Raw genomic sequence first — 21287 nt, 5'->3', positions numbered from 1 at the left:
ACTTGGAAACTTTTTGTTCACAGAATGTTCACATTACAGGAGGGCAAGAAAAAAGGATGTCCGCTAAGGGACACCCTTCATTTGTTAGTTCTCTGCAAGCTTATTGACAACCTTTGTTTCCGAAGCCTTCAATTCTTCAGGATCTTCAGCTTGTTTCGCCCGCTTAATAAAGAAGGCAAGTACTAGAGCGATAAGAGCAATTCCTACAGAAACAAGGAATGCATCGTTAATTCCTTCTAACATAGCCTTCATGCCAATTTGCTCTTTCATTTGGGCTACCATTTCCGCCGTCGGTTTTCCTGTAACGTGTTTCATCGCCGAATCAGCCAGTTCAGTAGCATGTGTTTTCGTGCGGTTCGACATGATCGTAATTAAAAGAGCTGAACCAATCGCACCAGATACCTGTTGTAACGTGTTATTCATCGCCGTACCATGCGGATAATAACGGGCAGGAAGCTGATTCAATCCGTTTGTCATGACCGGCATCATGACCATCGACATACCAAACATACGTGCTGAGTAAATAAGCATTAATTCCGTATAGGTAGTATCTAATGTTAATGTACTAAACATATAGCTTGTAAAGATGGTAATGGTTAAACCGATAACAGCAAGAACCCTGCCGCCGAATTTATCAAATAATTTCCCTGTAATTGGACTCATAATCCCCATTAAGATGGAACCTGGAAGCATCAATAATCCTGATTTTAACGGTGTAATGCCACGAATACTTTGTACATAGATAGGTAACAGCAGCATTGCTGAAAACATCGCCATGGCAATTACGATGGAAATGACTGAGGATAGAGCGAACATCGGATATTTATAAACTTTGAAATTTAACATTGGCTTTTCAAGTTTGTTTTGACGAAGTACAAACGATACCAAGCTTATTGCGCCAATGATAATTGTTACATAGACTTCCGGGCTGTCCCAGCCCTTATCACCGGCAGAACTGAATCCATAGAGTAATCCACCAAATCCGACACTAGATAATAATAATGATAACTTATCAAGACGAAGATCCACTTTGCCTTTTTTATCTTTTAATAAGAAAATAGCAATAATAAGAATCAAAGCCGCGATTGGCGATACAAGATGGAATAAAATCCTCCAGCTATTATGTTCAATTAAGTAACCTGATAGTGTTGGTCCCACTGCTGGTGCAAAAATAAACACCAATCCAAATAGCCCCATTGCTCCTCCCCTTTTTTCAGGCGGGAAGCTTGTTAGCATCACATTCATTAATAAAGGCATCATAATCGCTGAACCTGCAGCTTGAATCATCCTCGCTGCTAATAAAAGTGGAAAAGCATGTGCGAATCCAGCAAGAATCGTCCCAGCCGTAAATAAAGCCATGGCTGTTAGAAATAATCTTCTTACTGTATATTTTTGAATTAAAAACGCGGTAGCTGGTATCATGACCCCATTTACGAGCATATACGCTGTTGCCAGCCACTGTACGGTAGACGCATTTACATCTAAATCCTTCATGATGGATGGCAATGCCACGTTCAAAAGTGTTTCATTTAACATTGAAATAAATGCCCCGATCATCAATATAGCGATAATCCCATATGGCGGGCGATCATATTTAATGGTACTTTCCAACTTAATTCCCCCTAGTAAACTAATAGTTCATTTTTTTGTACCCTTGTTTCGCATAGACAATATCATATACCGATAGTTCATTTTTTGCAATCAAAAAATCTCAAATAAATTACTGATTTGTATTCTACCAATAATTAAGGTACAATTATTTTTATACTAGCAGTCTAATGGAATTCAAGGTGAATGTAATGAACGAAAGAAAACAACATGTTATCAATAAAGCACATCAATTGTTTATCGATAAAGGTTTTCAAGCTACCTCAATTCAAGAAATTATCGATTATAGCGGGATATCGAAGGGTACTTTCTACAATTATTTTTCCTCAAAAAATGAATTACTTATGGCAATCTTTACTTACTTGAGTCAGAGGATCGAGCATGAACGAAATGAACTTTTAATTGGACAGGATATATCTGATATTGAAATTTTCACCCGTCAAATTGAACTCCAAATGGCGTTTAATCGGAGGAATAAACTTTTTGCTCTTTTTGAAGAGGTATTTGTCTCCAATGATCCTACCTTAAAGGAATTTTTAAAACGGATGCAAATTATGTATCTTGATTGGATTTTCAATCGATTTGTAGATATATTCGGTATAAATAAGCGCCCATACTTATTGGATTGTGCCATTATGTTTATGGGGTTGATGCAGCATAATATTCATTTTCATTTTTTAGCAAAAGAATCCGATGCGAATATTAAACAAGTCATTCGGTATTCGGTAAAACGGATCGAAAAAATGGTAGAAGAGGTAGAAACTAGCGGTGCGCAATTATTGGAACCAGAAATATTAGAAAAATGGCTGCCTGATTGTAATCCATCTTCACATGAAATGGAGAAAAAGTTATTCCATACCATATTGCGATTAAAAAAGTGTGTGGGTGTTGGAGAAGTTCAATTCAAAAACAATGAACTATTGGACTTTATCCAAGAAGAAATGCTCCATTCAAAAACACCGCGAAAATTTCTTATTAAAAGCGCACTGGCTTCCTTAAATGAATCACCAAGTGCCCCTTTTAAGCAAGAAATGCAAAAGCTCGAAAAACTTTTGGAAGAGTTCTTCCTTAATTAGGTATATAACTAGCTAAATAAAAGCTTGTTGTTTAGGTGAGATCCTAAACGACAAGCTTTTTTTATGCCCGAAGCTTTTAGTCTTTATTTAACTAGTTTATTAAATGGATTCTTCCACTCCATAAGCGTACCATAGTTGCATGATTCTTCATCATCCAAATAATTCATGACTACCTTTACAGGAGAGCGACCGCAATGAAGGAGAAAAGAAATCACTGGATCGTTTATTTCTCCTTTGACAACGGCATCAATATATTGTTCCGGTGACATATTATTTTCATATTTATAATATCCCGGCATCCTGCCCCCGCCAAGTAATCTTTCCAAGCGTAAATGAACCACGACATCGTACATCGAAAACATTAACCACTTACCCAATCCCCATTTTCGATAGGCTGGCCGCACACCAATATCAACAACGTACAAGGTGTTCCCATCAGAATTGTGGTTTCGGATATATCCATTATCTGTCATTTCTTTCCAAGAGTGATCTGGATGTTTTGGATCAAAATCAACAAGCAGCCCAGTCATCGAACCTGCGACTTCCCCATTTATTTCGATACACAATGCACCTTGTGGAAAAAGTGTTACGTGATTTATTAGTTGCTCCTCATTCCACCATAATTCAGATGGAAATGGTGGAGGAAAACTTTCCTGTTGAATACGAATCAAATCTGGAAAGTCCCTTTCCTCATAGTTACGGATCACTGCTGGTACGGTTCTTTCTCCGTCGAAAACATAAAGTTCCTTTCGATACATGTTGAACCTCCAATAGTTAACTGTGAACGAGCTGTCTTTCTGTTTCCCAGTCGGGATAGAGATCAGTACGACGGTCACGCCAAGTCGTAACTGATCCTTTTTCACGAACTTTGTAAAGTAATTCTAAATTAAGATCTGCCGTCACAATCATATCCTGATTAAATTCCCCTTCTACCATGATACCTTGTGGCGGGAAGGGAATGTCATTTGGAGTAATAACAGCCGCCTGTCCAAAATTGGCCCGCATGAAATCAACAGTTGGCAGCGAACCAACTGTGCCTGTCGTTACAACATACACTTGATTTTCAATTGCTCTGGCATGACTAGTATATCGAACTCGATGGAACCCATGGCGGTCGTCTGTACAAGATGGGCAAAAAATGACGTCCGCTCCCTTCGCTTTTGCCATTCGCACGATTTCTGGGAACTCAATGTCATAGCAGGTTAACATAGCGATTGTACCTTTATCGGTTTCAAAGACCTCAAGTGAATCTCCGGCACTCATATTCCACTCGTTTACTTCCGTTGGGGTAATATGAAGTTTGGCTTGCTCAGCAACCCGGCCATCTGGGTAAAACAAATGAGCTACATTGTATAGCCGGTCATCCCTGCGAATAACATGAGTTCCACCAATAATATGCATTTTGTACTGTTGAGCTAACAGAATAAATAATGAACGATATTGTTCCGTAAAGTCAGGTAATTCCTGAATGGTCAACGCATCCCCATAAGTACTGCCAATTGACATAAGCTGAGTAGTAAAAAATTCTGGAAATATAATAAAATCCGAACCAAATTCCTCAGCTGTTTTTATATAGTGTTCCACTTGATTGGCAAATTCTTCAAAGGAATGAATCGTGTGGAGATGATATTGAACCGCTGATACCCTAAACTGCATAAAATCCCCCTCTTCCTAATTGAGTCTTTAATCCTATTATTATCAAAAAATATATAGCAAACAAGTACTAATTTATTAATTACATTATGTGAAAATTATACTTTAAAATAGGAGAGCCTTAATGTCAATCACTGTCTATGAAATTTATTGAGGTTAAAAATAACAATATCATTTTTAACCTTTTTTATTTTATAAAACAGGGACTAAAAAATAAGATGAAAATCTATCACTCTTAAGATAATTAATAAAAAGGAACCATGACATTAAAAGGTTATGATGTTCATGTAAGCGAAGTCAATCAAAAACAAGATGAAGGGAGATAGTTAAATGAGCAACATCAAAACATGCGTAAGCTTATATAGTTTGCAAGATGAATATTTAAATAAACGTATGAACTTAGAAGATATTTTTAAATTTTTGGCTGAGAATAAGGTAGAAGGAATTGAAATCATTCCTGATCAGATGCTGCATAACACCCCCCATCCCTCAGAGGAAACATTAGTAGAATGGGATAAATTTGTAAGCACCTATAAGATGAAACCAGTCATTGCCGATGTTTTCTTGAATACAAACTTATATAAGAATAGAGAATTAACCAAAAAAGAATGTGTTGATTTATTAATTGAAGAGATTAAGCTTGCCAACCGGTTAGGAATTAATTTAATCCGGTTAGTATCGATGGTACCGGCTTTTGTTATCGAGCCATTATTGCCATATGCTGAAAAATATAATGTTACCTTGGCTCTCGAAATACATGCAGGCTTAAGCTTTGATGTTCCAAAAACCCAAGAATTTATTAAAGAAATGAAACGATTAAATTCTCCTTATGTAGGACTAGTTATTGATACCGGAATTTTCTGCCGCAGGTTGCCAAGAGTAATGGCTGATTATTGTAAACAACATTTAGGTACAAACCAAGAAGTGATTGATTATATCAACAACATATTTGCCCAAGGTAAAGACCCTAGGAAAGTATATTTGGAAAATGGCGGCTTTCCAGATGAACTAATAAAATTATTAAAATCCGAAGCGGATCACTTTTTTGCCCATTTCGCAGATGGATATGAAAATGAAGCCTACAGTATTTTGGATGAATATATACCATATATTAAACATTTCCACTTTAAATTATTTGAAATGACCGAAACAGGCGAAGAGTATTCTATGGATTACAAAGGGATTCTCCAGTACTTGCACGAAAAAGGATATGACGGTTATGTTTCTACAGAATATGAAGGAAACCGCTGGGTACTTCCTGGACATCCAATGGTGGAAAAAGAACAGGTCTTAGCTCATCAGGCACTCATTCGCAATGTTATAAAAGAGTTAGAAGGACAGGAGGTCTATTAAGATGTTTGATAATAATGTGTTCCTAGAAAACACTTGTAAAAATATTGAAGAAGCTAGTAAAATTACTGGATTTGAATTAAAAACTAACATTACCTACTATCGAGGCATTCCACTGTCCATGGTAAATGATATTCGTGTGGAAGTGGACGGCGAAAAGGTTCCACGTGAGAATCTTTTATGTTCAGTAGACGAGGTGGACTGGTTTACGTTAGATGAAATGGAAACTGTGACAAGCTATAAATGGGAATATGGCGAGCCATTAATAGTTCGAATACTTCAGGATGGCGGTTTATCCAAAGGGACTCATGAAGTCGCTTTAGATGTAATTGTTCGGACTGCCTATATCCCAGTACCATTAGCGGGAAGAAAGGTTAGAACTATAGAGATCGCATAATCGAAGGTCAAAAAAAATCAGCCCAGCGGCTGATTTTTTTTGACTGCTTCTATTATTGATTTTTATTTATTATGAGGAAATTTATTTAGGTTCGCTAATAACGGCCACAAAATCATTATTCCTTTTAGCCCTTTGATTCCAAGCTGTACACATAAAAAGGCTTCCTATTAAAATGAATGCTCCGAAGATAAACGGAATATTGTAGGAAACATCATAGAATATTCCTGCTAATGAAGGCCCGATAATATTACCCAAACTGCTATAAGCATTATTCATACCTGCCGCAAAACCTTGTTCAATTCCTGCCATTTTCGATAACATGGTATTAATTGCTGGACGTAGAATCGAAGTAAACAAGAAAAACATTATATTCATTATTAACATATAAATAAAGTTCCCAGAAAACAAGACGAGAATCATCGATACAGCCGAAAGTAAGAAACATACATTAATGACTTTAATCTCATCATAACGGCGAAGCAGCCAATCTACCAGCACAGCCTGAATGATGACCCCAACAAGTGCACCAACAGTCAGAATGATAGAGATATCTTTAGGGGTATATTCGTACTTTTCACTTACAAATAACCCATAGATTGCTTCAAAATTGGCTAATCCAAAGGTCATCGTAAAAACGAGTAATAGCAAGACAAAATAAGGCACTTTAAATGATCGTTTGATTTCATGAATCATACCATCTTTTTCTGAAGTTGAATTTCTATAGACTTGTTGCTGTTCTTTTGATAAGGATTCTGGTAAGAACAAGATGGAAACGATCATAGCAATTCCTGCTGCAATCGCAGATGCATAAAACGGTACGCGCAACCCAAACTCTGCTAAGAATCCGCCAATCCCTGGGCCAATAACAAAGCCGAGTGAAATGGCTGCCCCAAGTAACCCCATCCCTTTTCCGCGATTTTCAATTGTTGTAACATCCGCTACGTACGCCATATTCGCAGGTACTAGTATTCCAATACCGATTCCCCCAATTAAGCGGGATAAATATAGAAGCCATAAATCAGAGCCAATACTAAACATAAACTGTGACAGCATGATAATTCCTAAACCAGCGATGGTAATGATTTTTCTTCCGTATTTATCTGATAGCTTCCCACCTAAAGGGGAAAATAGAAATTGGGTCAGCCCTGTTGCAGCTACAAGGTATCCTTGATCCTTCCCAGTCGCGCCAAATTCTAGGATAAACTTCGGAAGAACAGGAATGGCTAACCCTACCCCAAGCAGGGCGATAAAAATATTCACCATTAGAATAAATAATGGCACATTGATCTTTCTAAGAAACGTAAACCGTTGCATCAAATTTCTCCTATTCTAAAAATTAAAACCTTGTAATTTAATTTTACACCTCCTGATCACTTATTTAATTTCACTTATTTAATCTATTTGCGAAGCAATTTTTAACCTAACTTATTGATGATTTCAAAAATAAATAAAGAGATTAAAAATCTTATGCTGATTTTTAATCTCTTAAATTACTATAATTTATAATCACTCATTTCAGACATGAAGAACTGTTTTACCGTTCAGACTTAATTCAGTTTCAGTATAATCAAACCACTCGAACTCCGCCCTATTTTTACTTTCTTTTCCATTGGAACTGGCAAACATGCAAAGCATGGTTCCAACCATACCACCCACTGATTCGGGATTTAATTTCCTGCCATCTGCGTTCTCATAAAGTAACTGTAAGTTTTCTTCCTCACTGCCATAATAGAAGTTATACGATTGCCCCTCTGCTGAAATACTGAGAATGATTTCTTCTCCTTCTACTTCCGTTTTAGCAAGCTCCTTTTCTGTCGTCATACATTGAAAGTGTGGCTGGTGAGGGTATCCGTTTATCTCGCTAGTACACTGGATCAGTCTCAAAATTTGTTTTCCTTTTTCCAGGGAACGCTCTAACCTGAATTGATGGTTACATGCCTGCATGATGGCAAGACCAACTGTCTCATTATCTTCTAATGCTAAAAACTTCAATTTTGTTGACATTCGGAAATTCGCATGCTGCTGTCTGCGGCCAATAAACCCGAGGGTTGGAACTTCTTTATTTACTTCTGTTGCATGTATGTCAATTTTACCAACCTCTTGGCTGATGGAACGAGGAAGAAGTTTCATTGTCAGTTTACTGTCTGAGAGCGAGTAAAAATCCTCATAAGGAGTCCCAAAGAATACCCAGTCCATTTCAAGTTTGTCACCTTCGAAATCATTCCTCGTTGGAACTACTCGTTCTGTAGACGCTGGCAGATCTGGCGCTGGATAACTCCATTCGACTTTCCCTGTTCCAGGACTGATAACGGGCCAGCCTTCTTCCCATACGACTGGTGCAATAAAAGTTTCTCGTCCAAGGTTCTTATGATAGCCTTCAATTACGCGAGAGCCAAGTATGACGGTATACCACTCACCATTTTTCAGTTCTACCAAATCTGCGTGGCCCACATTACAAATCGGATAATGTTTCCCTAGATGACGATGGGTTAGAATTGGATTACCTGCATAGCCCTCAAAATCATTAAAAATCGTTTTACTGCGGGCTATCGTTACAGCATGAAAGTGCTCTGTACCTCCCTCAGCAATCACTAAATAATAATAGCCATCTTTTTTGTAAAGATGAGGAGCTTCTGGTGAAGCGCAATTTTTTAACGCTCCATTCCATATTGACCGCGCCTCTCCAACAAGGCACATCCGGTCTAAGTCAATTTCACTAACCCAGATCCCCTGAGACCTTGTACCATCTGTATTTGTATCCTCTCTTGTACCTGTAAGGTATGCTTTTCCATCCTCATCAAAAAATAAGGATGCATCAATCCCAGGGCACCCCTCGAGCCAGTAAGGATCTGACCATGGACCACGAGGATCTTTAGCCGTCACAATAAAATTCCACTTATCGCTAACATTCGTTGTAATCATGTAAAAGGTACCGTTATTATATCTTAATGTTGGAGCCATGATTCCCGCTGTCATATGATCTGCCGTCACATGAAGCTGGGATTTCCGATCAAGAATATGACCAATCTGCTCCCAATTAGCTAAGTCGGTACTGTGGAAAATTGGGACACCCGGAAATAAGGAAAAGCTCGAGGTAATCATATAAAAATCATCATCCACCCTACAGATGGAAGGGTCTGGATAAAACCCTGGTAAGATTGGATTCATTAACTGTTTTGACATTTTTAAAATCACTCCAACTTTTAAAAATAATTTTTTAGTCTATATCAAATGCTTTTACGTAAGGGTCATTTAAGCTATATGGAGTCCACTCGTTGTTATTTATGTTAGGATCACCAAATTTAATAAAGTTTGTCCATGCAGAGACCATTCGCCCTGACAAATCATAATCTGCTGCTAAGTTGGGACGCCAATTCCTCTTTAAAGTCCCGAACATGTACCAAAGCTCTCCAGAATGGAAGGCACCGCTTTCATCACCAGGAAGATCCCGGGTAAAATAATAAACATAGGCAGGATTTCTTCCAAGCTCCTCTAACTTATGACTAAATCCAATACATCCTCGGTAAAGTGACGAACTTTCCCCACCCTTTGATGTAACAGAAATATCGTCCTTACAACATCCCAACATGTATGGTATGTCCTTTATTTCTCCTTTTTCTATTAACTTATCATATTCATTTTCAAGCACATAACAATCAATAATAGGGAAAAAGAGATTCGCTTCTTCTCCAGTCTCCCTTCTATGACTGTAGTAACTTTCGACCTTAGCAAGTAATTCTTCCGCTGATATTTCTCTTAACTCCTTCAAACTTTTAATATTGGCAAAATTTAAGAATTCTTTTCCAATTTTCTTGGCGTCCTCTAATTTTGTATTTCGTGTGATAGGTGATTGATAGCCTCCGCCGCTCTGCATAATGGCTTTTTTAATCATGTTGCCTGTAAGCTTGGATGAAATCAAAGTTTGAACACTAACTGCCCCAGCTGATTGCCCAAAAACGGTAATATTTTCAGGGTCACCGCCGAAGGCCTCGATATTTTCATAAACCCATTTTAAGGCCATGATTTGGTCCAAGATTCCATAGTTACCGGATACACCCTTTTCATTTTCCTTGCATAACCATTCATGCGCGAGGAAACCAAACAAACCGAGTCGATAATTGATCGTAACTAAAATAACACCTTGTTTACAAAAGGATTTTCCATCAAATTCCATTTCTGACCCAAATCCACCTAGAAAGCCACCCCCATGGATCCAAAATGCCACTGGTAACTTTTCTGACGTCTCCTTCGCCGGAGTCCAGATATTTAAAAATAGTCCATCTTCACTACCTTCTACCATAAATTGAGAATTAGAATAAAACTCTTTAATATAAAAAGAAATTTCCTTCGGCAGTTCACTTTGAATACATTTGTTTTGAAAAGTATCTGCTTCATATACTCCGTCCCATGGGGCGGTTTCCTCAGGTGCACAAAATCGGAGTTCTCCTATAGGTGGTTTTGCATAAGGAATTCCTTTAAAAACCGTATACCCATTTTGTTTAATACCAGATATCGATCCGTATTTTGTATTAGCTAAATCCAAATTTCTTCAACCCCTCACTTAACCAGACAAAATTCATTCATGAGCCCAACCTACCCTTAAATAAAAACAGAAAATGTTCTAGAAGACGATATCGTCTTCTAGAACATTTATTCTAAAGGTTACACTAAAATTAGCTTTCTCTTATGTGGAATTGCACCAAGAACCGTATCAGCAACTGGTGGAAAATAGGAGCAGCTATACGTATAGCTTACTTCAATTTCATGGCTGCCGGATTTTAGTCCGCCTTCTTTTGCCACTGTAAGAGTTGCTGGTTCCAAGATACCCCAGTGAACATCTCCTAGTGAAACCATTTCAGTTTGTGTGTAGGTCACACCATTAATCGTCCATGTAATCTGATCGCCTGAAAATGTTTCACCATCTACTGAAACGGTAGCGGGACGTAATTGTGAAAGCCAGAGGCCTCGATAATACAAAGATCTAATCTCAACCTGGAAGCCAATAATTTTTCCATTTTCCTCAACATTTTTAAAGCCTCTCGATTGAATACAAGGTTTTTCTAACATAGTAGGTACTCTCCTTCTCTTTTATTCTCCCAAAATTCTTTTCATCATTACATGTTGTTTCCGAACCTGTTCTTTGGCATAGCCGGTCACATCTTTGCTTGGACCTTCATACTCACTCACCATATAGCCATCCCAGTTATGGTCCATTAATGTATTAATAACCTTTTCATAAGGAATCGTCATCTCTTGAAAATCATCTGCAATTTTTACAAATTTAGCATGGCAGCAATAGACATAAGGTAATAATGGGATAATATCCTCTACTGGACTATGTTCAGATGGCGGCATGGTAAAATCATCGGGACCCCATTCACTTGCAGGCAAGGCTTGCGTCTCAAATACACCAAAGTCGATGTTTAATCCGAAATACTTGGTTCCTGTCTCTTTTATAAACTCAACATAATCGTCTACCATCTTCGATTTCAAAAGTGTTGGTGCATGAATCTCCGGGCACATGCGGACATTGTATTCTTCAGCTAGCGGAAGGGCCATTTTGATAAATTCTCGCCAGTTTTCTACAGGGGTAAGATTATCATCGATTACCCCCAATTTTGTCCGAAGAACCGTAAATCCGAGCCGGTTAGCAAGTTTGAAATCACGTTCCAACATTTGTAATGATTCTTCTGAAGTAAGATGTCTTCCCTCATACAAGCGTGAATCGACCCAATGACCGTATTCTGCCGGAACAATATTGTATTTTTCTATTAATCGATCCCAATTTTCCAGCCATTCCTCACTAGGATTTGGGTAGCCTTCAATATGTGAATTTGCTAATATTTCTAATCCTCTTGCACCAATATCGTTCATTTCGGCAAACATGTCTTCTAAAGTCATGGTTACTCCATATTCACCCGCATAACTATAAAGAGAAACTCCTCGTTTTGGCTTTCTAAGATTCCCAGCTTCATTATTCATTCCAGTGTACTCTCCTTTTCTTTAGCGTTGTTACCGCTTCCAATTTAACTATAAAGTTTATTTCTATTAAATACCTTTACTTATTTAACTTTATAGATATAGATTTTATTTCTTTTCGCCTCTTTTTTTAGGAGTAAATATAATAGGTTAAAAATTTTATGGTAATTATTATCCTTACTTGAAAAAGAAATATATTAAAACATCTGATAAAAAGGTTTATCATCTTCCTGTAACTTTTTACAAAAAATATTAAAAACTCTTTATTGACTAGGAGAATTTTGACCTGTATTGTATCAAATACGGACCGAATACAGGGGAACGTAGTTAGAAATTTTTCAGGAGAGAGAAGGGGTATGGTTAATGAAGCAATACAACACGCGTGCCATCATGGCATCGCTGCTCATTTGCGGTTTTGTTGGGATGTTCAGCGAGACGGCACTTAACATTGCAATTAGTAATTTAATGGATGTGTTTCGAATTTCGGCAGCGACCGCTCAGTGGTTGACGACAGGATTTTTGCTTACTCTCGGCATTCTAATGCCGATGACAGGATTGCTGTTGCAATGGTTTACAACGAGGCAATTGTTTATCGGGTCGCTCGTGAGCTCTATTGTCGGCACATTGATTGCAGCGCTCGCATTCAACTTTGAAATGCTTATGGTCGCTCGCGTTTTACAGGCGGCAGGCATGGGTCTTTTGATTCCGCTCATGTTCAATACAATCCTCGTTGTGTATCCACCTGAGAAGCGTGGAGCAGCGATGGGCTTCGTTGGACTTGTTATCATGTTTGCGCCGGCAACCGGGCCAACAGTTGCAGGTCTCCTAATCGAATATTTTACATGGCACTATATCTTCTGGCTCTCGCTGCCGTTTTTGGTTATTGGGCTGTTAGTAGGGATAAAATATTTGGAAAACGTCACAGAAGTAACGAAACCTCGGATTGACTTACTGTCTGTTGTATTATCAACCATCGGCTTCGGAGGGATTGTCTTCGGCTTCAGTAAAGCAGGAGAAGGATCGGAAGGTTGGACCAGTACGGTCGTGATTACTTCGATTGTCATTGGGTTAATCGCGCTTGTTTTGTTCATATTACGGCAGATAAAGATGAGCGATCCGATGATGGACCTGCGGGTCTTCAAGTATCCTATGTACAATGTAGGATTACTTATGGTGCTCTCGTGTATGATGATCATTTTGTCGAGTATGATTATTCTGCCAATGTTTCTTCAAAATGGTATGAAACTGACTCCGTTTACTGCCGGGCTCATGTTATTGCCGGGCAGCGCACTGAACGGCATTTTATCGCCGCGGATGGGACGTTTATTCGATAAGTATGGGCCGAAGTGGCTCGTTATTCCTGGACTTATTGTCGTCGCGGTAACGTTATGGTTTTTCTCTAGCATTTCGACGACATCATCGGTCGCTTTTATCGTCGTCCTCCATATCGGACTAATGATCGGCATTTCCATGGTGTGGATGCCAGCACAGACTAACGGTCTGAACCAGCTGCCTTCAGAGCTATACCCACACGGGACGGCAGTCATGAACACATTGCAGCAGGTCGCAGGTGCAATTGGTACAGCAATCGCAATCATCATCCTAACATCTGGAATGGAGAACTATTTGCATGACTCCTCCGCACCAACTCAGCAGACCGAGGTGGCTAACGCTATGACGGCGGGCTCTCAGCATGTGTTCTTGTTTGCGATGATCGTAACGCTGGTCGGTCTCGCTCTGGCCTTCTTCATCCGCCGCGTTGTCGTCAACCATTCAGCAATGAATTCAATACACTAATTTTAAGTCTAATTTTTATGAGGACTTCCTATCTACAGGTTGTCCTCTTTTTAGTTCCAGACTTCTAATGTAGTTCTCTAAATTTCGCTGGCGTCGTACCTTCTTTTTTCTTAAATACCATCCCAAAATAACTAACATCCTCATAACCGCACATTCTACTAATATTCTTGATTTTCTCGTTCCTTTCTTTAATTAGTAAGGTTTTTGCATTTGCTAAACGAACATCTGTAATATAGTCAAAAATCGAAAATCCGTTTATCTTTTTAAATAACTGGCACAGATATTCTTTTGACAATTGAACCTTTTCTGCTAAGTCAGATAACACGATGGGCTCGTTATAATGTTGGTTTATATAGTCCATTACGAGATGTACTTTATTATTTTGATTTTGAAGCATCCCCTCATTTGGAAGCGCTGTCGATTTCGGGAGCTCCAGTAAAATAGCATAAAGCACTCTTGAAAAATCATACATTTCCATTCGGCTATCGCGTGTATAAATTAAAAATAATTCTTCCATATATTGCTCTACTTTTTCAAGATCGTTTAGTTTATAAATACCCGATTTCTCAATCCCGATGTTATCAAAAAAATCCTTGGTCCCATAGCCTCTAAAACACATGAAATGAACAATCCATTCGTTGCTCACTCCATAGTATTTATGACCAACATTTGGGAAGAAGAGTATCCCGCTCCCTTCCTCTACCACATACTGTTTATTGTCTATTTCTAGCACACCGCTTCCCTTAACGGCTTGAATCCACTGAAAAAACGGCAAACCTGAGGGTCTGTTAATGTATTCCTGAGTATGATTTAATCCTAACGAATATAAAACAAAAGGAAGTTTTAAATTTTGTTCTGTATATTTTGTAAAAAAAACCTTTTCCATAATCGAAAATCCTCATTCTCATCTTAATATTTTCATACACACCATAAAATTTTAAGATTTATTCTGACAATAAGATTTATTAAGCTATTAATATAATCTTATTATGAAAGGGTGCTTTTATCATGTCAACAATGCCTCATATTAAAAAGTACAATGATATTCCAACATTATTCGTTCGTGACGAACCCTTTATTGCGTTAGCTGGAGAAATCCATAATTCTAGTTCCTCGGACCTGGAATATATGGAAAAACAGGTTTGGCCAAATTTAAAAACATTAAATATGAATTCCGTGATTGTTCCTGTTTACTGGGAATTAATTGAACCAGAAGAAAATCAATTTGACTTTACCCTCGTTGAAGGACTGATCACCCAAGCGCGTGAAAATAACATGCATCTTATTTTCCTTTGGTTTGGATTGTGGAAAAACTCAGAATCTATGTATGTGCCCCACTGGATGAAAAAAGATACTAGAACCTATTTCCGTGCTTGTAAACCAAGCGGTGAAGCAATAAATACCATTTCACCTTTATGTGAAGCCGCAATTGAAAAAGATGCTAATGCATTCTATCACTTAATGAAATTTATCAAATCGATTGATTCAGAAGAATATACCGTAATTGTTATGCAGGTTGAAAATGAAATCGGACTTTTAGGGACGGATCGAGATTATTCTATTTCAGCAAATAAAGCTTTTTCACAAGAAATACCACAATGCGTTGCGGAAGAATTCCAAGTTTCTGGAACATGGGAAGAAGCATTTGGCTATGATGCTGGCGAATACTTTATGGCTTATTATTTTTCATCTGCAGTAGAACGAATTACGAACGAAGGTCAAAAAGCTTATCCTCTTCCATGCTACGCCAATTCGTGGTTAGAACAGTTCCCGTGGCGTGCGGGAACCTATCCAAGCGGCGGTCCTGTCATGAAGATGCGTAAAATGTGGAATTTAATGGCTCCTTCTCTATTTTGTCTTGCACCGGATATTTATGTTCCATATGTACCTGATGTAATGGATGAATATAGTCAGGATGGCAATCCATTATTCATTCCAGAGGTCCGAAAAGATGCTGTCTCAGCTACATATGCCCTATATGCTGTTGGTGGTTGTAACGCTATTTGTTATGCCCCATTTGGCATTGAAGAATTATTAATGAATCCGGAAAGCATTGACAAACCACCAGTAGAAATAATGTTGTCATTAAATATTGATCCCTCTGCATTTGAAATTGAAGGCAGCGCAGCCTATCTAGCCAAGAGCTATTCCATAATCGAAAATATCAAACCAATCTATTTTAAATATAGAGGCACCAGTCATTTACAGAGCTATGTTAAGAGAAATGAACATGACTTTGGTAGGTTCCTTCATTTTGATGCTTATGATATTCTCGTATCTTATTCTCCCAAAGCACCAAATAAGCCAACTTCAGGAGGATTGATTATTGAACTTTCGGAAAATGAATTCGTCGTTATCGGAACAATGACGAAGGTTCAATTCTTTTCAAAACGAGGAAAAAATACACACGTGGAATTATTACGATTCGAAGAAGGCGAATTTATAAAAGGAGAATGGAAAGCAGGACGTGTTTTAAACGGTGACGAAAAAATGATGATACAGTTGAAAGATATGCCTTCAGCATATAGAATTCAAGTATATGAATATTAAAAATTAATATCAAAAGCCCATACATACATGATATTTTGATAACTTGTATGTATGGGCTTATATTTATTAACTATCTAGTTTGTTTCACTAACGATGCCGCTCCAATGACGCCAGCATCATTCCCTAACTGAGCAAGCTTCAACTTCGTACTCGTTCTTACTGTCGGGAAGGAAAACTTTTGGAAATATTCTTCTACCCCATTTAACAGCATGTCACCTGCCGCTGACACTCCCCCGCCAATTACAATGGTTTCAGGGTTTAAGATGTTCCCGATATTTCCGCAAGCTAGTCCTAAATAATAATAAAATTTATCAACAACGATTAAAGCCAATTTGTCTTCTTTTTTGGCCTGATCAAAAACAGTCTTAGCCGTCACTTCTTGTCCATCATCAATTAACCACTTTAATTCAGATTCCCCAGCATATCTTTCTGAAAAATCTCTCGCTAATCGAACAACACCTGTTGCACTAGCGACGGTTTCCAAACAGCCTTGATTTCCACATGTACAATCATAACCATTAGGTTCCACAATGATATGGCCAATTTCTCCACCTGCACCAACCTTACCATGAATAAGATTGCCATCTGCGATAATACCGCCTCCGACACCTGTTCCAAGTGTAACAAAGACAACATCCGCGCCATCTTCCCCGGCACCCTTCCAACGCTCGCCTAATGCAGCCACATTGGCATCATTATCAATACAAAAAGCAATGCCTGTTCCTTTTTCAATTTGCTCTTTTACTGGCTGCAAAGAACTCCAGTTTAAATTATAGGCTCCAATGACTGTGCCTTGGGCGCGGTCAACAGTCCCAGGAGAACCCATTCCGATTCCTGAAATATTATCAGTTGAAAGCCCATACAAATCAAGACGATGTTTAATTGATTCTATAATGTTTGGAACGATATTCTTTCCTTCATTTTGAATATCTGTTTCGATACTCCACTTTTGTTGAATTTCGCCTTCTTCAGTCAAGATTGCAAATTTCACCGTTGTTCCGCCTAAATCTATACCGATTAGTTTTTTCATTCTTTCCCCGCCTTATGAAATAAATACAGGTGTCAAATACCCACCTGTATTATTATAAACTATTTACCTAATAATTTCCGCTCCATTTGTAAATGACGTTTAGTCATTTCTAAAGCTCTTCCCGATAAATGATCTTCATATTCTGAGACAATATAACCATCAAAATCAGAGTTTTGAATAATCGGTAAGATCTTATCATATGGAATGCTTGCTTCTTCCAAACTCTCATCAATATAATGGAATTTTCCATGGAAGTGAATGATGTGTGGCATGATTTGCTTTAACCCTTCATAATCCGGTTCGTTGTAGAAAGTAACGAAGCCATACATTCCTTGGAAAGCACCCATGACAGCACCACTTGCACCAGCATCAAGTAAACGTTGTCTTGCTTCCATCATTGGCACACCATCATAACGTAATTGAGCTGCCATTTCTAATAATTCCAAAGGCGCTCCATTCGCTAAGGCTTCATCCCAATGCGGTTTATTTGGACGAGTCGCAAAGGTACCAAAATCAGTGACAAATCCAAGATAAGGAGATCCTGTTTTTTCAATTACCTCGGTGAACTTCTGGATGTTTGGTGATGTTGGTGTTTCAGGATTATGAATTTCAATTCCGACCTTTATGCCATAAGCCTCTGCATAAGGCGCTAATTGGGCGAAAACGGATGGCCCAATAAGATACTGGGCACGCATAATTTTACAACCCAATTTATTTGCAGTTTTCAAATCAATAATAGACGACTGAAGCAATTCGTCTTCTGTTAAATCACGATCCGATCTGACACCGCGGTCTGCATTCGCTCCGTAAGAAATAAATTCAATCCCATAGTGATTCGTCATGGCCTTAAATTCATTTAAAACTTTGTCATTTACATATGGGTAGGATGGCAGCATTTGCGTACCTACCAACTCAAATCCTTCCGCGCCAAATTCAGCTGCGGTGCGAATGCAATCCTCTAATGTAAATGTGCCTTTCACATATTCATCAGTAAAGCTATAGAGAGAAACACCTAATTTAATATTACTCACTTGATGTTACCTCCTTTCTCCTAATCTCTCACCTGTAATGTTTTGCTGCCGCAAGAATCTAACTGCGCATAATCATGTTCTTTTTTACTGCCGGGAACGGCCATATAAGGGATTCTTAACATCATTTTCACATCAATATGATGTTGCCCTTCTGTTAAACCGCCAGGAGAAAATACACTAATCGTAGCTGGGTCTATCAAATTCCAAAACTCTGAAATAAGACCTGGCAGCTGTCTTAAGGTAAACTCTTTTTCATTAAGTTCAAAGGTGATATCATCAGAATTCACTTCTTGACCATCAACTGTAACCACAAATTCCTCAATACAGGATAAGTAATGTCCGCGATAGTTACTCAAGCGAATTTGGAATTCATACCCTAACTTATTACCATTCACATAGGTATTTTTTAAACTTTCATCGCAAACAACATCGACGAAAGGTAATTTCATACTAAATGCCACACTGTCCACCTCCTATTTGCTTGCAACTGTTTCCTGTTCAAAAACAACTTCTTTTCCAGTTTCAGCAGAACGATAAACAGCATCTAAAATTTTTGTTACAACAAATGCTTGTTCTGGTTTTACTAGTGGTTCTTTATCATATTTAACTGCTTCTAACCATTGTTTTGCTTCTAGTACTTCTGGTTTATTAGCTCCGCCTTCAAAGAATGCAATCGCGCCGCCTGCAGAGTTTCTCTCTTCTGTTAACATACCATTGCGTGAGCTATTATAAATTAACTCATTGTTGCGGAAGCTCATGCCGGAATCGATTTGTGCTCCTGCCTTTGTTCCACAAAGAGTTGTAGCCGCTTCTCTTGATTCTAGTACATTAAGTGCCCAAGATGATTCAAGGAAAACCGTTGCTCCATTTTCCATTTTGATGTAACCAAATGCTGAATCTTCCACTTCAAATGTTTCTGGATCCCAAGGACCAAACATGTTTCCTTCAACTGCTTCTGGTAGATTACCTAATTTATTGAAAACCGAACCTGTTACGGAAACTGGTTTGTAATTATCCATCATCCATAAAGTGATATCAAGAGCGTGTGTACCAATATCGATTAGAGGACCGCCGCCTTGTTGGGATTTATCGGGAAATACTCCCCATGTTGGGACTGCGCGGCGGCGAAGGGCATGTGCTTTTGCAAAATAAACATCTCCAAGCTCATCTTTTTCACAAGCTTTATAAAGTGACTGAACCTCTGGACGGAAACGGTTTTGATATCCAATTGTGAATTTCTTGCCGGATTTTTTCCAAGCTTCCATCATTTTTTGAGCCGCTTCTGTATTGTGGGCCATTGGTTTTTCACACATTACGTGTTTACCTGCTTCAAATGCTGCAACTGTAATCGGGCTATGGCTTACGTTTGGAGTTAATACATGCACAAGATCAATCGATTCATCTTTTAATAGTTCTTTATAATCAACGTAAATTTTTGCATCTTCAGTTCCATATTCTTTTGCCGCTTGTTCAGCACGTTCAATTTGAATATCACAGAATGCCACCATTTCAGCAATTTCTTTAAATTGTGATAATGCTGGAAAATGCTTTTGATTTGCAATACCACCGCAGCCAATAATACCAATTTTTAATTTCCCCATAATATTCATTCTCCTTTTTTGTTTAAAATATTTTATTAGATATATAAATTGATAATCTATTTAAGCAAAAAACTGGCTCAAATAGTTTTTACTAATGTTAATGGAATCTTTTTTGGATTTAAGTGAATCTTCAAATGCCTTGTCCTCTACTTCAATGACAGCGAATCCACGATAACCAATATCGGTTAAAGCGGATACATATTGGCCCCAATTGACATCTCCAAGACCTGGTAGTTTAGGCGAAATATACCCAAGCGGTGTTGCCATGATTCCCACATCGTTTAAGCGATCCTTATAAACCTTGATATCTTTGAAATGGATGTGGAAGATCCGCTCTTGGAATTCATATAAAGGCTTAATATAATCCATTTGCTGCCAAACAAAATGCGATGGATCAAAATTCAATCCAAAGTTTTTATTGGGGATTAATCCAAATACACGACGGAAGATGGCTGGTGTTGTCATAAGATTTTGTCCGCCAGGCCACTCGTCTGTAGTGAATAACATCGGGCAGTTTTCAATTGCAATCTTGACTCCAAGCTCTTCTGCAAACTCTACGACAGGCTTCCAAACCGCTGCCATCGTTTCTAAATTTTCTTCCACTGTTTGCTTTTGGTTTCGACCAATAAATGTAGTGACCATGTTAACATCTAGTTTGCGTGCTGCCTCAATACATTTTTTGATATGGGCAACGTAGTATTCACTTTTCTCTGGATCCTCATCTAAAGCATTCGGATAATAAGCAATCGCGGAAATTTTGATTCCTTTTGCTTCGGTATAATTCTTGACATAATCCACATCTAAGTTATCAACATCAAGATGGGTAACACCAGCATATTTACGGGCCGCTATCCCCTTCGGCCATGCACAAAGCTCCACACATGAAAAACCGTTTTCAGCTGCATAGTCAATTACTTCTTCAAAGGTGCATTCATTTAATATTGCGCTGTTAAATCCAAGTTTCATTGTGTCCGGTCCTCCTATGTTTCTATTAAATATTTACTGATTCCGCTTACATATATATCATAACCTCTTTATAGAAAGGTTCCCTTACTTTAATTAACCATCTCCGGTATAGATTTTCGTCCTTTTTCCTAGATTCTTTATTTTTATATGATTAACAGATTAAAAATGATAGTGTAATTTTTAACCTTATCCAAATATCCAAAAAAAACCTAAAAGGCGCATGTTAAACTGCGCCTTTTAGGTTTGAAA

19 protein-coding genes are annotated in these 21287 nt (G+C 38.2%); 5 read left to right on the top strand and 14 right to left on the bottom strand.

All coding sequences use genetic code 11. The annotated features are described in order from the left end of the window. Positions 1-84 precede the first annotated feature (84 nt). Positions 85-1557: an MDR family MFS transporter gene (locus L1999_RS11030; RefSeq protein ID WP_235744316.1), complete on the bottom strand. Its 1473-nt coding sequence runs from the start codon at positions 1555-1557 to the stop codon at positions 85-87. Positions 1558-1799: 242 nt separating this feature from the next. Between L1999_RS11030 and L1999_RS11025 the strand changes: the two genes are divergently transcribed. Beyond that, positions 1800-2684, top strand: coding sequence for a TetR/AcrR family transcriptional regulator (locus L1999_RS11025; RefSeq protein WP_235743586.1), 885 nt, complete (start codon positions 1800-1802; stop codon positions 2682-2684). Between the two features lie 83 nt (positions 2685-2767). On the opposite strand, the gene L1999_RS11020 is transcribed toward L1999_RS11025, so the two are convergent. After that, positions 2768-3442: a GNAT family N-acetyltransferase gene (locus L1999_RS11020; protein ID WP_235743585.1), complete on the bottom strand. Its 675-nt coding sequence runs from the start codon at positions 3440-3442 to the stop codon at positions 2768-2770. A gap of 16 nt (positions 3443-3458) precedes the next feature. Then, entirely contained in the window at positions 3459-4340 is an 882-nt protein-coding gene (locus L1999_RS11015; protein ID WP_235743584.1) for a carbon-nitrogen hydrolase family protein, read from the bottom strand. A gap of 327 nt (positions 4341-4667) precedes the next feature. Between L1999_RS11015 and L1999_RS11010 the strand changes: the two genes are divergently transcribed. Together L1999_RS11010 and L1999_RS11005 are read left to right on the top strand one after the other, a co-directional pair. Next, positions 4668-5690 carry a sugar phosphate isomerase/epimerase family protein gene (locus L1999_RS11010; RefSeq protein WP_235743583.1) on the top strand — a complete coding sequence of 341 codons (1023 nt, stop codon included), beginning with the start codon at positions 4668-4670 and terminating at the stop codon, positions 5688-5690. 1 nt (position 5691) lies between these two features. Further along, positions 5692-6084: a C-glycoside deglycosidase beta subunit domain-containing protein gene (locus L1999_RS11005; RefSeq protein ID WP_235743582.1), complete on the top strand. Its 393-nt coding sequence runs from the start codon at positions 5692-5694 to the stop codon at positions 6082-6084. 81 nt (positions 6085-6165) lie between these two features. On the opposite strand, the gene L1999_RS11000 is transcribed toward L1999_RS11005, so the two are convergent. The 5 genes from L1999_RS11000 to L1999_RS10980 form a co-directional block, all read right to left on the bottom strand. Next, the gene (locus L1999_RS11000) at positions 6166-7398 is read right to left on the bottom strand and encodes an MFS transporter (RefSeq protein WP_235743581.1); all 1233 of its coding nucleotides are present in this window, start codon (positions 7396-7398) and stop codon (positions 6166-6168) included. A gap of 201 nt (positions 7399-7599) precedes the next feature. Beyond that, positions 7600-9267, bottom strand: coding sequence for a glycoside hydrolase family 43 protein (locus L1999_RS10995; RefSeq protein ID WP_235743580.1), 1668 nt, complete (start codon positions 9265-9267; stop codon positions 7600-7602). A 34-nt stretch (positions 9268-9301) separates the two neighbouring features. After that, on the bottom strand, positions 9302-10627 hold the full coding sequence (locus tag L1999_RS10990; protein WP_235743579.1) for a carboxylesterase/lipase family protein: 1326 nt from the start codon (positions 10625-10627) through the stop codon (positions 9302-9304). A 119-nt stretch (positions 10628-10746) separates the two neighbouring features. Further along, positions 10747-11151, bottom strand: coding sequence for a C-glycoside deglycosidase beta subunit domain-containing protein (locus L1999_RS10985; protein ID WP_235743578.1), 405 nt, complete (start codon positions 11149-11151; stop codon positions 10747-10749). A 21-nt stretch (positions 11152-11172) separates the two neighbouring features. Beyond that, entirely contained in the window at positions 11173-12066 is an 894-nt protein-coding gene (locus L1999_RS10980; protein ID WP_235743577.1) for a sugar phosphate isomerase/epimerase family protein, read from the bottom strand. 360 nt (positions 12067-12426) lie between these two features. On the opposite strand from L1999_RS10980, the gene L1999_RS10975 reads away from it, so the two are divergent. Continuing rightward, the gene (locus L1999_RS10975; protein WP_235743576.1) at positions 12427-13860 is read left to right on the top strand and encodes a DHA2 family efflux MFS transporter permease subunit; all 1434 of its coding nucleotides are present in this window, start codon (positions 12427-12429) and stop codon (positions 13858-13860) included. A gap of 64 nt (positions 13861-13924) precedes the next feature. Here L1999_RS10975 and L1999_RS10970 read toward each other — a convergent pair whose 3' ends face one another. Further along, the gene (locus tag L1999_RS10970; protein ID WP_235743575.1) at positions 13925-14746 is read right to left on the bottom strand and encodes an AraC family transcriptional regulator; all 822 of its coding nucleotides are present in this window, start codon (positions 14744-14746) and stop codon (positions 13925-13927) included. A 122-nt stretch (positions 14747-14868) separates the two neighbouring features. Between L1999_RS10970 and L1999_RS10965 the strand changes: the two genes are divergently transcribed. After that, on the top strand, positions 14869-16410 hold the full coding sequence (locus tag L1999_RS10965; protein ID WP_235743574.1) for a DUF5597 domain-containing protein: 1542 nt from the start codon (positions 14869-14871) through the stop codon (positions 16408-16410). Between the two features lie 70 nt (positions 16411-16480). On the opposite strand, the gene L1999_RS10960 is transcribed toward L1999_RS10965, so the two are convergent. The 5 genes from L1999_RS10960 to L1999_RS10940 are packed head-to-tail and all read right to left on the bottom strand — an operon-like array spanning position 16481 to position 21038. After that, a complete protein-coding gene (locus L1999_RS10960; RefSeq protein WP_235743573.1) occupies positions 16481-17440 on the bottom strand; it encodes an ROK family glucokinase in 960 nt (319 codons plus the stop codon). A 59-nt stretch (positions 17441-17499) separates the two neighbouring features. Next, positions 17500-18471, bottom strand: coding sequence for a sugar phosphate isomerase/epimerase family protein (locus L1999_RS10955; RefSeq protein ID WP_235743572.1), 972 nt, complete (start codon positions 18469-18471; stop codon positions 17500-17502). 20 nt (positions 18472-18491) lie between these two features. Then, complete coding sequence (locus tag L1999_RS10950; protein ID WP_235743571.1) at positions 18492-18932, bottom strand: C-glycoside deglycosidase beta subunit domain-containing protein; 441 nt, start codon at positions 18930-18932, stop codon at positions 18492-18494. Between the two features lie 12 nt (positions 18933-18944). Next, positions 18945-20072 (bottom strand): Gfo/Idh/MocA family protein, encoded by a 1128-nt coding sequence (locus L1999_RS10945; RefSeq protein WP_235743570.1) that lies wholly within the window; start codon positions 20070-20072, stop codon positions 18945-18947. Between the two features lie 60 nt (positions 20073-20132). Then, positions 20133-21038, bottom strand: a complete 906-nt coding sequence (locus tag L1999_RS10940) for a sugar phosphate isomerase/epimerase family protein (RefSeq protein ID WP_235743569.1) — start codon at positions 21036-21038, stop codon at positions 20133-20135. Between the last annotated feature and the right edge of the window lie 249 nt (positions 21039-21287).

The organism is Neobacillus drentensis, from assembly GCF_021560175.1.
In the GTDB taxonomy this organism is placed as follows: domain Bacteria; phylum Bacillota; class Bacilli; order Bacillales; family Cytobacillaceae; genus Neobacillus; species Neobacillus drentensis_A.
The sequence above is the reverse complement of the archived record's forward strand: the minus strand, read 5'-3'. Positions and strand labels throughout refer to the sequence as shown.

Bases quoted from the DNA above. Each gene is read 5' to 3' on its own strand.
- L1999_RS10980 (WP_235743577.1), bottom strand. From the start codon at position 12,066: ATGAATAATGAAGCTGGGAATCTTAGAAAGCCAAAACGAGGAGTTTCT.
- L1999_RS11020 (WP_235743585.1), bottom strand. From the start codon at position 3,442: ATGTATCGAAAGGAACTTTATGTTTTCGACGGAGAAAGAACCGTACCA.
- L1999_RS11030 (WP_235744316.1), bottom strand. From the start codon at position 1,557: ATGATCGGGGCATTTATTTCAATGTTAAATGAAACACTTTTGAACGTG.
- L1999_RS10970 (WP_235743575.1), bottom strand. From the start codon at position 14,746: ATGGAAAAGGTTTTTTTTACAAAATATACAGAACAAAATTTAAAACTT.
- L1999_RS11000 (WP_235743581.1), bottom strand. From the start codon at position 7,398: ATGCAACGGTTTACGTTTCTTAGAAAGATCAATGTGCCATTATTTATT.
- L1999_RS11010 (WP_235743583.1), top strand. From the start codon at position 4,668: ATGAGCAACATCAAAACATGCGTAAGCTTATATAGTTTGCAAGATGAA.
- L1999_RS11005 (WP_235743582.1), top strand. From the start codon at position 5,692: ATGTTTGATAATAATGTGTTCCTAGAAAACACTTGTAAAAATATTGAA.
- L1999_RS11025 (WP_235743586.1), top strand. From the start codon at position 1,800: ATGAACGAAAGAAAACAACATGTTATCAATAAAGCACATCAATTGTTT.
- L1999_RS10995 (WP_235743580.1), bottom strand. From the start codon at position 9,267: ATGTCAAAACAGTTAATGAATCCAATCTTACCAGGGTTTTATCCAGAC.
- L1999_RS10960 (WP_235743573.1), bottom strand. From the start codon at position 17,440: ATGAAAAAACTAATCGGTATAGATTTAGGCGGAACAACGGTGAAATTT.
- L1999_RS11015 (WP_235743584.1), bottom strand. From the start codon at position 4,340: ATGCAGTTTAGGGTATCAGCGGTTCAATATCATCTCCACACGATTCAT.
- L1999_RS10945 (WP_235743570.1), bottom strand. From the start codon at position 20,072: ATGGGGAAATTAAAAATTGGTATTATTGGCTGCGGTGGTATTGCAAAT.
- L1999_RS10965 (WP_235743574.1), top strand. From the start codon at position 14,869: ATGTCAACAATGCCTCATATTAAAAAGTACAATGATATTCCAACATTA.
- L1999_RS10975 (WP_235743576.1), top strand. From the start codon at position 12,427: ATGAAGCAATACAACACGCGTGCCATCATGGCATCGCTGCTCATTTGC.
- L1999_RS10940 (WP_235743569.1), bottom strand. From the start codon at position 21,038: ATGAAACTTGGATTTAACAGCGCAATATTAAATGAATGCACCTTTGAA.
- L1999_RS10985 (WP_235743578.1), bottom strand. From the start codon at position 11,151: ATGTTAGAAAAACCTTGTATTCAATCGAGAGGCTTTAAAAATGTTGAG.